Genomic DNA, 14833 nt, shown 5'->3' on the forward strand with positions numbered 1-14833 from the left:
GTCGGCCGTGACTGGCTCGACCCCACCCTGGAAGCGCCGCTCCCGCCGGCCGGGAGCGGACGAAGGGCCGACAGACGGTCCTCATGGCGCGCGTGACGACGAGCGGGGCTCATCCGAAACCGGATCAGCCTCGCTCGAACCGGCGGTTGACCGGGCTGACCTCCCGGTGCCGGCGGACGTTCCCGCAGCCGCCCCCGTCGCCAAACGACGGGTGGCGGTCATCCGGGACAAGGCCAAGGAAGGCGTCCGTAAGGGCGGCAGCCGGGCCAGGGCCGGTCTGGCGTACCTCGCCGACCGGATCATCGACATCGCCCCGCGGATCCCCGTACGGGACCTTCAGGCGCTTCGGCGACAGTTCCCGGGCCTCGGCCCCGAGCAGCTCGCCGACAAACTGGTGGCGGGCGCGGCGAACGCGACGTCGACCGTCGGCGCGGGCATCGGTGCCGCGGCGATGCTGCCGGTGCCGCCCGCGATGCCCACCGAACTGGCCGCCGAGATCACCGGCGTCGCCGCGATCGAGCTGAAACTGATCGCCGAGCTCTACGAGGTCTACGGCGCCCGTCCGCCCGGCGACCTCCGGCAGCGCAGCACCACATATCTGAACTCCTGGTCCGGGGAGCGCGGTATCGACGTGACCAAGCCGTCGACCATGAGCGCCGCGCTGAACGGGCACATGAAGCGCGAGCTGCGCCAGCAGATCATGAAACGGATGGTCCGCGACCTGCCGAACCTGATGCCCTTCATGGTCGGCGCCGCCGTCGGAGCGGTCATGAACCGCCGGGACACCAGGAAACTCGCCGAGCGCATCCGCAAGGATCTGCGCAAGGCCCAGGTCCCGTGGGACGCGCTGCCCGAACTGCCACCCCTGGAGACCCCGCCGGACCCGCTGCGGATGGGCGAGATCCCGAAGGAACTCGGTCGCTGAAGAGGTCCTAGACGGCTGCCGCGCGGGCAGTCTTCAGGGCCTCCGCCAGCCGCTCCGGCTCACGGGTGGACAGATACAGGTACGGCGTCGGGTCGTCCGGGTCGGTGACCTCGACGCGCAGCGCCCTCGGGATGTACGAGCGCAGCAGCAGGAAGGCGCGGGTGTCGGCCTTGTAGGTCCGCCAGGCACGCGCCTCCTCCGGGTCCAGGATCTCCGCCTCTCCCAGGGCCGTCACCGGGATCTTCGCCTCGCCCGCGATCAGCTGGTCGCCCACGATCCGGATGCGGAGCGAGCCGTAGGCGCTGGCCATCACGGATGCGACCGCGGTGCCGCCGACCAGGCCGCCGAGCAGCGGCAGGGTGCCGAAGGGCAGCAGGATCAGGGCGAAGGAGACGCCCACCAGGAACGAGATGAACCACCACGAACGGGGGGCGGTGAGGCGCTCGTCGTAGGGGGAGGCGGAAAGCTGCATGGAGCCAAGCTTGGCACGGTGTCCGGAACCTACCGACGCGCGGGTAAGGTCTGCGGCTGTGAGTGGTACTTCTCCAGCTCTTAAGCCTCCGTCCGACGCCGTGAAACCGGTGCGGCACCCTGACGCGCCCGCGCCGGGTGAGCTGCTCGGTGCGCACTACGAACAGTGTTTCGGGTGTGGCGGCGAGCAGCCGCACGGGCTGCACCTGGAGGCGCGGGCCGGTGAGGGCGTGACCATCACCGCCGAGTTCACCGTGCGGGCCGCCCACCAGGGCGCCCCGGGCCTCGCGCACGGCGGAGTGCTCGCCAGCGCGCTGGACGAGACCCTCGGTTCGCTGAACTGGCTGCTGCGGACGATCGCCGTGACCGGCCGCCTGGAGACCGACTTCGTCCGGCCGGTGCCCGTGGACACCGTGCTGTACCTGGAGGCCGAGGTGACGGCCGTGGCCGGCCGGAAGATCTACTCGACCGCCACCGGACGCATCGGCGCCCCGGACGGGCCCGTCGCGGTGCGCGCCGACGCCCTCTTCGTCGAGGTCAAGGTCGACCACTTCACCGACAACGGCCGCCCGCAGGAGATCCGGGCCGCCATGGACGACCCGGACCAGGTCCGGCGTACCCGTGCCTTCGAGGTGAACCCGTGAGCCGTAGCCCCCTGAATGTGCTGATCCGCCGCGTCGACCCCGACGTACCGCTTCCGTCGTACGAGCATCCCGGCGACGCGGGAGCCGATCTGCGGACCACGGAGAGCCGGGAACTGAAGCCGGGTGAACGGGCCGTACTGCCCACGGGGGTGTCTATCGCTCTCCCCGAGGGGTACGCGGCCTTCGTGCACCCTCGTTCGGGGCTCGCCGCCCGCTGCGGTGTCGCCCTGGTGAATGCCCCGGGGACGGTTGATGCCGGGTACCGTGGGGAGATCAAGGTGATCGTGGTGAATCTCGACCCGTACGAGTCGGTACGGTTCGAGCGCTTCGACCGGATCGCCCAACTGGTCGTCCAGCAGGTCGAGAGGGTCCGCTTCCAGGAGGTCGCGGAGCTTCCCGATTCGGCGCGGGCCGAGGGGGGCTTCGGGTCCACCGGCGGTCACGCCGCCGTGGGCGGCACCACGGGTGGGAATCGATACGCTTCGGTCGTATCCGACCGGGAAGGACAGTGACGTGTTCGGACGTCGCAAGAAGGGCACTGCCGCCGAGGACGCGGCGAGCGAGGCCGAGCAGGTCGTCGACAATGTCGACACTGAGGCGGACGAAGCGGTCGAGCGCGTGAAGCTCGAACCGGAGCCCCGCCCCGACGGACCCTGGGACGACTCGGAGATCGGCGACCCCGCCGAGGGCCGGGTGGACCTGGGCGGTCTGTTCGTGCCGGGAGTCGACGGCATGGAGTTGCGGGTCGAGGTCGCGGGTGACGCGATCGTCGCAGCCACCGTGGTCCTCAAGGACAGTGCCATCCAGTTGCAGGCCTTCGCCGCCCCCAAGCGCGAGGGCATCTGGGGTGAGGTTCGCGAGGAGATCGCCAGCGGCATCACCCAGCAGGGCGGCATCGTCGACGAGGTCGAGGGGCCGCTGGGCTGGGAGCTGCGCGCGCAGGTTCCGGTGCAACTGCCGGACGGCACGGGCGGGTTCCAGGTCGTGCGGTTCGTCGGTGTGGACGGTTCGCGCTGGTTCCTGCGCGGAGTGATCTCCGGGCAGGGCGCGGTGCAGCCGCAGGCGGCCGGTCTGCTGGAGCAGATCTTCCGGGACACGGTCGTCGTGCGCGGCGAGGGCCCGATGGCGCCCCGCGACCCGATCGTCCTGAAGCTGCCGAACGACGCCCAGATGGTTCCCGAGGGCGTCCAGCAGGAGGAGGCGGGTTCCCGCTTCTCCGGCGGCATGGGCCAGCTTCAGCGCGGACCGGAGATCACCGAGGTCCGCTAGCGGGAACAGAGCGCCGGAACGGAACACCGGAACAGGCGAAAAAGGGCCGTACCCCGTCCAGGGTGCGGCCCTTCGTCGTGCGCGCACTCTTGACGGTTCATTGGTCCGTACCTATGGTCTCGGCTCAACGCCCAAGTTCATGAGGGTGCTCTGTGTTCACATACGAGAACGGAGTCACCGTGCGCCGCGCTGCCCTGCTCTCCGTCGTCACGGCCGTGGTCCTGGGCTTCTTCGCCCAGCCCGGCACCGTCGCCCAAGCCGCCCCCGCCACCTTCGTCCATCCCGGAGTCGACGTCTCCCGGAGCCAGTTGGACTTCGCCCGCACCGAGGTCCTCGCCGGCGCCCAGCCCTGGAAGGGCGCCTACGACCAGATGATGGCCAGCTCCTACGCCAGCCTGACCCGGACCCCGAAGCCCAGAGCCGTCGTCGAGTGCGGCTCGTACTCCAACCCCAACTACGGCTGCACCGACGAGCGCGAGGACGCGATCGCGGCCTTCACCGACGCGCTCGCCTGGTACATCACCAAGGACGCGCGCTACGCCCAGAAGGCCATCGAGATCATGGACGCCTGGTCGGCCACGATCACCAGCCACACCAACAGCAACGCGCCCCTCCAGACCGGCTGGGCCGGCTCCTCCTGGCCCAAGGCCGCCGAGATCATCAAGTACACGTACACCGGGACATGGACCAACTCGGCCCGCTTCTCGACCATGTTGCGCAACGTGTACCTGCCCGAGATCATCAACGGCTCCAATTCCAACGGGAACTGGGAGCTGACGATGATGGACGCCGCCGTCGGCATCTCCGTCTTCCTCGAGGACAAGACGTCGTACGACAAGGCCATGGCGATCTTCCGGACGCGCACGGCCGCGTACATCTACCTCGCCTCGGACGGTTCCGTACCGAAGACCGTGCCGAGCCAGAACCTCAACACCACGGCGAAGATCGTCAGTTACTGGCAGGGCCAGTCGACCTTCGTCACCGGGCTCACCCAGGAGACGTGCCGCGACTTCACGCACACCGGGTACGGCCTCTCGTCGGTCTCGCACGTCGCCGAGACCAGCCGGATCCAGGGCACCGACCTCTACGGCACCGACGTGGGGGAGCGGCTGCGGCAGGCGCTCGGGTTCCAGGCCAAGTATCAGCTGGGCACGGCCGTCCCGAGCTGGCTCTGCGGCGGGTCGCTGACCCTCGGGCTCGGGCCGGTCACCGAGGTCGGCTACAACGCCCTGCACAACCGCCTGGGCATCGCGATGACCAACACCCAGACGCTCACCCTGAACAACCGCCCGGCCGGCAGCAACAACCTCTTCGTGGCCTGGGAGACCCTGACCCACGGCGACAACCCCAACTGAACCTCCTGAAGAGTGCCGGACCCTGATGCCCGTACGGCACCGTACGGGCATCAGGGTTGCGTCAAAGACGTCCCTGAGTGCACCGGTCACCCCATTTGTCGGACTTATTGGCCGTAAAGTCGACGCTGCGTACACGGGTGTGACGGGAAGACAATGGGGCCATGGGACGCGGCAAGCTTCGGATCTACCTCGGTGCGGCACCGGGCGTCGGCAAGACGTACGCCATGCTGTCCGAGGCCCACCGCAGGGTGGAGCGGGGCACGGACTGCGTGGTCGCCTTCGTGGAGCACCACGGGAGGGCCCGCACCGAGGTGATGCTGCACGGCCTGGAGCAGGTCCCGCGCGTGGAGCTGGCGTACCGGGGGACCGTCTTCACCGAGATGGACGTCGACGCGGTGCTGCGCCGGGCCCCCGCCGTCGCCCTGGTGGACGAACTCGCCCACACCAACATCCCGGGCTCCCGCAACACCAAGCGCTGGCAGGACATCGAGGAGCTGCTCGCCGCCGGTATCGATGTGGTGTCCACCGTCAACATTCAGCACCTTGAGTCCCTCGGTGATGTCGTCGAGTCGATCACCGGCGTACGGCAGCAGGAGACCGTGCCGGACGAGGTCGTCCGCCGGGCCGACCAGATCGAACTCGTCGACATGTCGCCCCAGGCGCTCCGCCGCCGGATGGCGCACGGCAACATCTACAAGCCCGACAAGGTCGACGCGGCCCTCTCGAACTACTTCCGGCCCGGAAACCTCACCGCCCTGCGGGAGTTGGCGCTGCTGTGGGTGGCCGACCGGGTCGACGAGTACCTCCAGGAGTACCGCAGCGAGCACCAGGTGTCGGCGATCTGGGGTTCCCGCGAGCGGATCGTCGTAGGGCTGACCGGCGGTCCCGAAGGGCGGACGCTGATACGGCGGGCCGCGCGGCTCGCCGAGAAGGGGGCCGGCGGTGAGGTGCTGGCCGTCTACATCTCCCGCAGTGACGGGCTGACCTCGGCCTCCCCGAAGGAACTCGCCCTCCAGCGCACACTCGCCGAGGACCTCGGCGGCACCTTCCACCACGTCGTCGGCGACGACATCCCGGCCGCGCTGCTCGACTTCGCGCGCGGGGTGAACGCCACGCAGATCGTCCTCGGCTCCTCGCGCCGCAAGACCTGGCAGTACGTCTTCGGGCCGGGGGTGGGGGCCACCGTCGCCCGCGAGTCCGGTCCTGACCTGGACGTCCACATCGTCACCCACGAAGAGGTCGCCAAGGGGCGCGGGCTGCCCGTGTCCCGGGGTGCGCGGCTCGGGCGGGCGCGGATCGTCTCGGGGTGGCTGGTCGGGGTCGTCGGGCCGGTGGGGCTCGCGCTGCTGCTGAACGCCGTCCATCTCGGGCTCGCCAACGACATGCTGCTGTTCCTGTCGCTGACGGTGGCGGCGGCGCTGCTCGGCGGGCTGCTGCCGGCACTGGTCTCGGCGGCTGTCGGATCGTTCCTGCTGAACTACTTCTACACGCCCCCGCTGCACCGGCTGACGATCGCCGACCCCAAGAACATCGTCGCCATCGCGATCTTCGTAGGCGTCGCCGTGTCCGTGGCCTCCGTGGTCGACCTCGCCGCGCGACGCACCCAGCAGGCCGCCAGACTGCGCGCCGAGTCGGAGATCCTGTCCTTCCTCGCGGGCAGCGTGCTGCGCGGCGAGACAAGCCTGGAGGCCCTCCTGGAGCGCGTCCGGGAGACCTTCGGCATGGAGTCCGTCGCCCTGCTGGAGCGCAAGAGCGATGTGGACCCCTGGACCTGCGCGGGCCGGGTCGGCGTGGGCGCGCCGCTGGAGCGACCCGAGGACGGCGATGTGGACATGCCGGTCGGCGACCACATGGCCCTCGCGCTGACCGGTCGCGTCCTGCCCGCCTCCGACCGCCGGGTGCTGGCCGCCTTCGCCGCGCAGGCCGCCGTGGTCCTCGATCGCAGGCGCCTACGGGAGGAGGCCGACCAGGCCCGCGCGCTCGCCGAGGGCAATCGCATCCGTACGGCACTCCTGGCGGCCGTGAGCCACGATCTGAGGACCCCGCTGGCCGGCATCAAGGCGGCCGTGTCGAGTCTGCGGTCCGATGACGTGGCGTGGTCCGAAGAGGATCAGGCCGAGCTGCTGGAGGGCATCGAGGACGGCGCCGACCGGCTCGACCATCTCGTGGGCAACCTGCTCGACATGTCCCGCCTGCAGACCGGTACGGTCACGCCGATCATCCGCGAGATCGACCTCGACGAGGTGGTGCCGATGGCGCTCGGCGGGGTCCCTGAAGGCAGCGCCGAACTCGACATCCCGGAGACGCTGCCCATGGTGGCCGTCGACCCCGGGCTCCTGGAGCGGGCGGTGGCCAACCTGGTCGAGAACGCGGTCAAGTACAGCCCGCCCGGCGAAACCGTCCTGGTGTCCGCCAGCGCCATCGCCGACCGCGTCGAGGTCCGGGTGGTCGACCGGGGCCCGGGAGTCCCGGACGAGGCCAAGGACCGCATATTCGAGCCCTTCCAGCGCTACGGCGATGCCCCGCGCGGCGCCGGAGTGGGACTCGGGCTCGCCGTGGCGCGCGGCTTCACCGAGGCGATGAACGGCACCCTCAACGCCGAGGACACACCCGGTGGCGGCCTCACCATGGTGCTCACGCTCCGCGCGGCGGACGGCGTCGTAGAAGACGCGCATGACGTGTTTGACGTACAACCGGAAAGGCAGGCCTCATGACCAGGGTCCTCGTGGTCGAGGATGAGCCGCAGATCGTGCGGGCCCTCGTGATCAACCTCAAGGCGCGGAAGTACGAGGTCGACGCGGCCGCCGACGGCAAGACCGCCCTCGACCTCGCCGCCTCCCGACACCCGGACGTGGTCGTTCTCGACCTGGGGCTGCCCGACATGGACGGCGTCGAGGTGATCAGGGGACTGCGCGGCTGGACCCGGGTGCCGATCCTGGTGCTGTCCGCGCGGCACTCCTCCGACGAGAAGGTCGAGGCGCTGGACGCGGGCGCCGACGACTACGTCACCAAGCCGTTCGGGATGGACGAGCTGCTGGCCCGGCTGCGGGCCGCCGTGCGCCGGGCCGAGCCCACCGGGGGCGGCGAGGACGACGTCCTGGTCGAGACCGAGGAGTTCACCGTCGACCTGGCCGCCAAGAAGGTCCAGCGGGACGGCCGGGACGTACGGCTCACTCCCACGGAGTGGCATCTACTGGAGGTGCTCGTGCGCAACACCGGGCGGCTGGTCAGCCAGAAGCAGCTGCTCCAGGAGGTGTGGGGGCCGTCGTACGGGACCGAGACGAACTACCTCCGTGTGTACATGGCGCAGCTGCGGCGCAAGCTGGAGACGGACCCCGCGCATCCGAAGCACTTCATCACGGAGCCGGGCATGGGATATCGGTTCGAGCGCTAGGTGTCGCCAGGTGTATTGACCCGCGAGGCCGTGGGTACGTCACTGTCGGTGGACCCCGGTACGCTTCAGATATGAGCGCTGTTCCTCGTTCCGAAAAGCAGGCGGGCCGGTTCCGGCGCATGCTCGACCGGCTCTCCACCTCGCAGGAGGACCTGGAGTCCGAGGAGCTGCGTGAGGACGCCGAGACCGAGGGCTGTGTGCGGATCGGCGACTGCCACGACCGACAGATCGTGACGGTTACTGGTACCTTGCGCACGGTCACGCTGCGCCCCCGGGCGGGAGTTCCGGCCCTGGAGGCCGAGCTGTTCGACGGTTCGGCCGCCCTGGACGTGGTGTGGCTCGGCAGGCGCTCCATCGTGGGGATAGAACCGGGGCGCAAGCTGATCGCGTCCGGCCGGATCTCGATGAGCAGGGGCCGCCGGGTGCTCTTCAACCCGAAATACGAACTGAAACCCCTCGGACGGGAGTAGCCGGTGACGTCGCTCGACAAGCCGACCGCGGACACTGTGGACGCCGAAGACAGCGAGCAGGATGTCCGGGCGGTGACCGAGGCGGCCCTCTTCGAGGCGTTCGGCGGTCTGCGCGGCATGATCGAAACGGTCCTGCCCGGCCTGCTCTTCGTCAGCATCTTCACCATCAACAAGAACCTGCACTGGTCCGCGATCGCCGCGCTGGCCGTGGCGCTGGCCCTGGTCGTGGTCCGGCTGGTGATGCGGGACACCGTCAAGCACGCCTTCAGCGGTGTCTTCGGCGTCGCCTTCGGTGTCGTCTTCGCGATGATGACGAACAACGCCAAGAACTTCTATCTCCCCGGCATGCTCTACACGTTGGGGCTCGCGCTGGCGTACATCGTCACGACCCTCGCGGGCGTCCCGCTGATCGGCCTCATCCTCGGCCCGGTCTTCAAGGAGAACCTCTCCTGGCGGACCCGCAACCCCGGCCGCAAGAAGGCCTACACCAAGGCCAGTTGGGCCTGGGGCCTGATCCTGCTCGCCAAGTGCGCGATCCTCTTCCCGCTCTACTGGTGGGCCAACACCGCCCAACTGGGCTGGGTCCTGGTCGCGTTGAAGATTCCGCCCTTCCTCCTCGCCGTCTGGCTGACCTGGGTCTTCCTCGCGAAGGCGCCCGCGCCGATCGACGTGTTCGCGGAGATGGAGGCGGAGGAGCAGGCCGAGAAGGAGCGCAAGGCCGCGGCCGAGGCCGCAGGCGAGACAGAGGACGCCACGTCGGGACGTCACCGGCGCGACGCATAGCCTTCCCGCTACTCCGCTACGACGAAGAGGGCGCCCTGAGATTTCCAGGGCGCCCTTCTTCGTCGTAGCGCCGCCGATCAGCTCGCCGCGTCCTCCCGGCGTACCGACAGCAGATCCTCCAGTTGCTCCTCGCGTGCCTGAGCCGCCACGAACAGCAGCTCGTCGCCCGCTTCCAGCGAGTCCTCGCGGGACGGGGTCAGCACGCGCGTGCCGCGGATGATCGTGACCAGGGACGTGTCCTCGGGCCACTCCACGTCGCCGACCTGGGTGCCCGCGAGGGCGGACTCCTCGGGGAGGGTGAGTTCGACGAGGTTGGCGTCGCCGTGGCTGAAGCGGAGCAGGCGGACCAGGTCGCCGACCGACACCGCCTCCTCGACCAGGGCCGACATCAGGCGGGGGGTGGAGACGGCCACGTCGACGCCCCAGGACTCGTTGAAGAGCCACTCGTTCTTCGGGTTGTTGACGCGGGCGACGACGCGCGGGACGCCGTACTCCGTCTTCGCGAGGAGGGAGACGACGAGGTTGACCTTGTCGTCGCCGGTCGCGGCGATCACGACGTTGCAGCGCTGCAACGCGGCCTCGTCCAGGGACGTGATCTCGCAGGCGTCGGCCAGCAGCCACTCCGCCTGGGGGACCCGCTCGACCGAGATCGCGGTCGGGGCCTTGTCGATGAGCAGGATCTCGTGACCGTTCTCCAGGAGCTCTCCGGCGATCGAACGTCCGACCGCGCCGGCTCCGGCAATGGCGACCCTCATCAGTGACCGCCCTCCTCTTCGGGGCCCTTGGCGAACGCCGCCTCGACCTTGTCGATCTCGTCCGTACGCATCATCACGTGCACGAGGTCGCCCTCCTGCAACACGGTCTGCGAAGAGGGCAGCATCGCCTCGCCGAGCCGGGTGAGGAACGCCACGCGGACGCCCGTCTCCTCCTGCAGCTTGCTGATCCGCTGGCCGACCCAGGCGGCCGAGGCGTGCACCTCGGCGAGCTGGACACCGCCGGTGGGGTCCCGCCACAGCGGCTCCGCGCCCGAGGGCAGCAGCCGGCGCAGCATCTGGTCGGCGGTCCAGCGGACCGTGGCCACGGTGGGGATGCCCAGGCGCTGGTAGACCTCGGCGCGGCGGGGGTCGTAGATACGGGCCGCGACGTTCTCCACGCCGAACATCTCGCGGGCCACGCGCGCGGAGATGATGTTCGAGTTGTCACCGCTGGAGACGGCCGCGAACGCGCCCGCCTCCTCGATGCCCGCTTCGCGCAGGGTGTCCTGGTCGAAGCCGACCCCGGTGACCCGGCGGCCGCCGAATCCGGGGCCCAGCCGACGGAAGGCGGTGGGGTCCTGGTCGATCACGGCGACCGTGTGCCCCTGTTGCTCCAGGGTCTGGGCGAGAGCGGAACCCACTCTGCCGCAGCCCATGATGACGATGTGCACGACCGTCCTTCCGGTGTCCTGAAATCAATGCTCAGCCCCATCAGGGTCTCAGACCGAGGCCCAAGCTACACACGCCCGGTCCATCCAGGGCACCCCTGTGCGTCAGCGGCGTCCGATGCTGCGCACGCTGGCCAGGGTGAGGATTCCGAGGCCGACGAGGGCGGCCAGGGCGCCGATCAGCTCTGCGGTCGCGGGCATGGAACCTCCAGGAGGCGGCGGGAGCGGGGTTTTGTCATATAGACACGGAGTCGGCGATCTTGACGGAATCCGCGACTCCACTCGTCCCTTATTTCACTCGTGAGGCAGATGACAGGGAGTTAGGCGGCGGAAAGTAGAGGATCGCCTGTTCGAAGGCCTACGATCCTCTGTTGTGTCCAAACTGACCGACGTGCCCAAGCGCATCCTCATCGGGCGCGCACTGCGCAGCGACCGGTTGGGCGAAACGCTCCTGCCGAAGCGCATCGCACTTCCCGTCTTCGCTTCCGACCCGCTGTCCTCCGTGGCGTACGCGCCCGGCGAGGTGCTGCTGGTCCTCTCCATCGCGGGCGTGTCGGCGTACCACTTCAGCCCCTGGATCGCGGTCGCGGTCGTGGTGCTGATGTTCACCGTCGTCGCCTCCTACCGGCAGAACGTGCACGCCTACCCCAGCGGCGGCGGGGACTACGAGGTGGCCACCACCAACCTCGGCCCCAAGGCCGGCCTCACCGTCGCCAGCGCCCTGCTCGTCGACTACGTCCTCACCGTCGCCGTCTCGATCGCCTCCGGCATCGAGAACCTCGGCTCCGCGATCCCGTTCGTGGTCGAGCACAAGGTGATCTGCGCGGTCGTGGTCGTGGTGCTGCTCACGCTGATGAACCTGCGCGGGGTGAAGGAGTCCGGCTCGCTGTTCGCGATCCCGACGTACGTCTTCGTCGCGGGCGTCTTCGTGATGATCGCGTGGGGCGCCTTCCGCGGACTCGTCCTCGGCGACACCATGCGCGCGCCGACCGCGTCGTACCAGATCAAGGCCGAGCACCAGGGCCTCGCGGGCTTCGCGCTGGTCTTCCTGATGCTGCGCGCCTTCTCCTCCGGCTGTGCGGCCCTCACCGGTGTCGAGGCGATCTCCAACGGCGTCCCGGCCTTCCGCAAGCCCAAGTCGAAGAACGCGGCGAGCACGCTCGCGGCGATGGGCATCCTGGCCGTGACGATGTTCTGCGGGATCATCGCCCTGGCCATGACGACCAAGGTCCGCATGGCCGAGAACCCGGGCACCGATCTCCTTCACAACGGCGTCGCGATCGGCTCCGGCTATGTCCAGAACCCGGTGATCTCCCAGGTCGCCGAGGCCGTGTTCGGCAAGGGCAGCTTCCTGTTCGTGGTCCTCGCCGCGGCCACCGCGCTGGTCCTGTTCCTGGCCGCCAACACGGCGTACAACGGCTTCCCGCTCCTCGGCTCGATCCTCGCCCAGGACCGCTACCTGCCGCGCCAGCTGCACACCCGCGGCGACCGCCTGGCCTTCTCGAACGGCATCGTGCTGCTGGCCGGCACGGCCACCCTGCTGATCGCGATCTACGGCGCCGACTCGACCCGCCTGATCCAGCTCTACATCGTGGGCGTGTTCGTGTCGTTCACCCTCAGCCAGACCGGCATGGTCCGGCACTGGAACCGCCACCTCGCCACCGAGAAGGACCAGGCCAAGCGCCGTCACATGGTCCGCTCCCGCGCGATCAACACGTTCGGCGCGTTCTTCACCGGCCTGGTGCTGGTCGTCGTCCTGGTCACGAAGTTCACCCACGGCGCCTGGGTGGCGCTGCTCGGCATGTGCATCTTCTACGCCACGATGACCGCGATCCGTAAGCACTACGACCGGGTCGCCGAGGAGATCGCGGCCCCCGAGGGCCCGAGTGACGACAGCATCCGCCCGTCCCGCGTCCACTCGGTCGTCCTGATCTCCAAGATCCACCGCCCGGCGCTCCGGGCCCTGGCCTACGCCAAGTTGATGCGCTCGGACACCCTGGAGGCGCTCAGCGTCAACGTGGACCCGGCGGAGACCAAGGTGCTGCGCGAGGAGTGGGAGCGGCGCGGGATCGACGTACCGCTGAAGGTGCTGGACTCGCCGTATCGCGAGATCACGCGGCCGATCATCGAGTACGTGAAGGGGCTGCGGAAGGAGTCGCCGCGCGACGCGGTGTCCGTGATCATCCCCGAGTACGTCGTCGGCCACTGGTACGAGCATCTGCTGCACAACCAGAGCGCGCTGCGGCTGAAGGGCCGGTTGCTGTTCACGCCGGGCGTGATGGTGACGTCGGTGCCGTACCAGCTGGAGTCCTCCGAGGCGGCGAAGAACCGGGCGCGGAAGCGGAGCGAGTGGAGTGCGCCGGGTGCGGTGCGGCGCGGTCCCGCGGAGGAGCGGCACAGCGAGTCGTCCTCCAAGTCGAAGCTCTAGCCGGCGTCCGGCCGGGACGGCTTTGTGGTGAGCGGTCGGGCGGGGTCCACGTAGACTGGTGGGCTGTTGTCCGGCCGTTCCCCTGTGTACGTCCTTTCGCTCGCCCCCTTTCGCATTTGGAGTCACCCCGCCATGCAGGCAGAACCGAAGAAATCGCTGGTGGGGGAGGAGTACGAGGTCGAGGTGGGCCCCGTCGCCCATGGCGGGCACTGCATCGCCCGTACGTCCGAGGGGCAGGTGCTGTTCGTCCGGCACGCGCTGCCCGGCGAGCGTGTCGTCGCGCGGGTCACCGACGGTGAGGAGGGCGCGCGGTTCCTGCGTGCCGACGCGGTGACGATCCTGGACGAGTCCAAGGACCGGGTCGAGGCGCCCTGCCCGTACGCCGGTCCCGGCCGTTGCGGCGGCTGCGACTGGCAGCACGCCAAGCCCGGCGCCCAGCGTCGCCTCAAGGGCGAGGTCATCACCGAGCAGCTGCAGCGACTCGCGGGGCTCACGCCCGAGGAGGCCGGCTGGGACGGCACGGTGATGCCGGCCGAGGGCGACAAGTTGCCCGCGGGCCAGGTGCCGCGGTGGCGCACGCGCGTCCAGTACGCGGTGGACGTGGACGGCAACGCCGGTCTGCGCAAGCACCGTTCGCACGAGGTCGAGCCGGTCGAGCACTGCATGATCGCGGCACTGGGTGTCAGCGAGCTGGGCATCGAGGAGCGCGACTGGTCCGGCATGGCCTCGGTCGAGGCGATCGCGGCGACGGGTTCCCAGGACCGCATGGTCATCCTGGAGCCCCGTCCCGGCGCCCGCCTGCCCCTGGTCGAGCTCGAACGCCCGGTCTCCGTCATGCGCGTCGAGGAGCACGACGGCGGCATCCACCGCGTCCACGGCCGCGCGTTCGTCCGCGAGCGGGCCGACGGCCGCACCTACCGCGTCGGCAGCGGCGGCTTCTGGCAGGTCCACCCGATGGCCGCGGACACCCTCGTCAAGGCGGTCATGCAGGGCCTGCTGCCGCGCAAGGGCGACATGGCCCTCGACCTGTACTGCGGCGTCGGCCTCTTCGCGGGCGCGCTGGCCGACCGCCTCGGCGACAAGGGCGCGGTCCTCGGCATCGAGTCCGGCAAGCGCGCGGTCGAGGACGCCCGGCACAACCTCGCCGGGTTCGAGCGGGTGCGGATCGAGCAGGGCAAGGTCGAGAGCGTGCTTCCGCGGACGGGGATCAGCGAGGTCGACCTGATCGTGCTGGATCCGCCGCGGGCGGGGGCCGGCAAGAAGACCGTGGAGCATCTGTCGTCGCTGGGGGCGCGGAAGATCGCGTACGTGGCGTGTGATCCGGCTGCGTTGGCTCGTGACCTGGCGTACTTCCGGGACGGGGGGTACAAGGTGCGGACGTTGCGGGCGTTCGATCTGTTCCCGATGACTCATCACGTGGAGTGCGTGGCGATTCTTGAACCGGTCGCCAAGGTGTCCTGACCTGCGGTTTTGTGGGTGTGCATTGTGTGCGGTGTGGGTGTTGAAGCCAAGTGGTTGCGCTCGGCTACACGTGCGGAACGCCTCCGCTCACGCGCAGATCGACCTGTCGGCCAGGGCTTTGTCAGTGATGCGGTTCCGCTGATTGCGTGACTCGGCTGTTCTGGGTGAATTACGCTGCGTAGTCCGGACGTTACGAGGATGCGGCCGGAG

The 14833-nt window shown here is 69.5% G+C and carries 14 protein-coding genes; 11 read left to right on the forward strand and 3 right to left on the reverse strand.

Annotated features, from left to right (window positions below; all coding sequences use genetic code 11):
* The first annotated feature begins 7 nt into the window (after positions 1-7).
* A complete protein-coding gene (locus tag SPR02S_RS56720) occupies positions 8-925 on the forward strand; it encodes a hypothetical protein (RefSeq protein WP_026151040.1) in 918 nt (305 codons plus the stop codon).
* A 7-nt stretch (positions 926-932) separates the two neighbouring features.
* Here the strand turns inward: SPR02S_RS56720 and SPR02S_RS31770 are convergent, their stop codons facing one another.
* Positions 933-1397, reverse strand: a complete 465-nt coding sequence (locus SPR02S_RS31770) for a DUF3093 domain-containing protein (protein WP_019061065.1) — start codon at positions 1395-1397, stop codon at positions 933-935.
* Between the two features lie 58 nt (positions 1398-1455).
* Here SPR02S_RS31770 and SPR02S_RS31775 point away from each other — a divergent pair, with 58 nt between their 5' ends.
* The 8 genes from SPR02S_RS31775 (at position 1456) to SPR02S_RS31810 (ending at position 9311) form a co-directional block, all read left to right on the forward strand.
* Positions 1456-2040 (forward strand): PaaI family thioesterase, encoded by a 585-nt coding sequence (locus tag SPR02S_RS31775; RefSeq protein ID WP_026151041.1) that lies wholly within the window; start codon positions 1456-1458, stop codon positions 2038-2040.
* Positions 2037-2552, forward strand: coding sequence for a dUTP diphosphatase (gene dut / locus SPR02S_RS31780; protein WP_026151042.1), 516 nt, complete (start codon positions 2037-2039; stop codon positions 2550-2552). Before SPR02S_RS31775 ends, dut begins: the two co-directional genes overlap by 4 nt.
* A gap of 1 nt (position 2553) precedes the next feature.
* Entirely contained in the window at positions 2554-3309 is a 756-nt protein-coding gene (locus tag SPR02S_RS31785) for a DUF3710 domain-containing protein (RefSeq protein ID WP_019061068.1), read from the forward strand.
* A gap of 179 nt (positions 3310-3488) precedes the next feature.
* Positions 3489-4664: an alginate lyase family protein gene (locus SPR02S_RS31790; protein WP_026151043.1), complete on the forward strand. Its 1176-nt coding sequence runs from the start codon at positions 3489-3491 to the stop codon at positions 4662-4664.
* A gap of 161 nt (positions 4665-4825) precedes the next feature.
* Entirely contained in the window at positions 4826-7378 is a 2553-nt protein-coding gene (locus SPR02S_RS31795; RefSeq protein ID WP_019061070.1) for an ATP-binding protein, read from the forward strand.
* Positions 7375-8058: a response regulator gene (locus SPR02S_RS31800; protein WP_019061071.1), complete on the forward strand. Its 684-nt coding sequence runs from the start codon at positions 7375-7377 to the stop codon at positions 8056-8058. Before SPR02S_RS31795 ends, SPR02S_RS31800 begins: the two co-directional genes overlap by 4 nt.
* A 71-nt stretch (positions 8059-8129) precedes the next feature.
* The gene (locus SPR02S_RS31805; protein WP_078623066.1) at positions 8130-8528 is read left to right on the forward strand and encodes an OB-fold nucleic acid binding domain-containing protein; all 399 of its coding nucleotides are present in this window, start codon (positions 8130-8132) and stop codon (positions 8526-8528) included.
* A 3-nt stretch (positions 8529-8531) separates the two neighbouring features.
* Positions 8532-9311 carry a DUF3159 domain-containing protein gene (locus tag SPR02S_RS31810; protein ID WP_019061073.1) on the forward strand — a complete coding sequence of 260 codons (780 nt, stop codon included), beginning with the start codon at positions 8532-8534 and terminating at the stop codon, positions 9309-9311.
* Positions 9312-9388: 77 nt separating this feature from the next.
* On the opposite strand, the gene SPR02S_RS31815 is transcribed toward SPR02S_RS31810, so the two are convergent.
* Entirely contained in the window at positions 9389-10066 is a 678-nt protein-coding gene (locus SPR02S_RS31815; protein ID WP_019061074.1) for a potassium channel family protein, read from the reverse strand.
* A complete protein-coding gene (locus tag SPR02S_RS31820) occupies positions 10066-10737 on the reverse strand; it encodes a potassium channel family protein (RefSeq protein WP_019061075.1) in 672 nt (223 codons plus the stop codon). The genes SPR02S_RS31815 and SPR02S_RS31820 overlap by 1 nt, the downstream gene beginning before the upstream one ends.
* A 370-nt stretch (positions 10738-11107) precedes the next feature.
* Here SPR02S_RS31820 and SPR02S_RS31830 point away from each other — a divergent pair, with 370 nt between their 5' ends.
* Positions 11108-13162 carry an APC family permease gene (locus SPR02S_RS31830; protein WP_019061077.1) on the forward strand — a complete coding sequence of 685 codons (2055 nt, stop codon included), beginning with the start codon at positions 11108-11110 and terminating at the stop codon, positions 13160-13162.
* A 132-nt stretch (positions 13163-13294) separates the two neighbouring features.
* Complete coding sequence (locus SPR02S_RS31835; RefSeq protein ID WP_019061078.1) at positions 13295-14623, forward strand: class I SAM-dependent RNA methyltransferase; 1329 nt, start codon at positions 13295-13297, stop codon at positions 14621-14623.
* Positions 14624-14833 lie beyond the last annotated feature (210 nt).

The organism is Streptomyces prunicolor NBRC 13075 (genome assembly GCF_000367365.1).
Taxonomy (GTDB): domain Bacteria; phylum Actinomycetota; class Actinomycetes; order Streptomycetales; family Streptomycetaceae; genus Streptomyces; species Streptomyces prunicolor.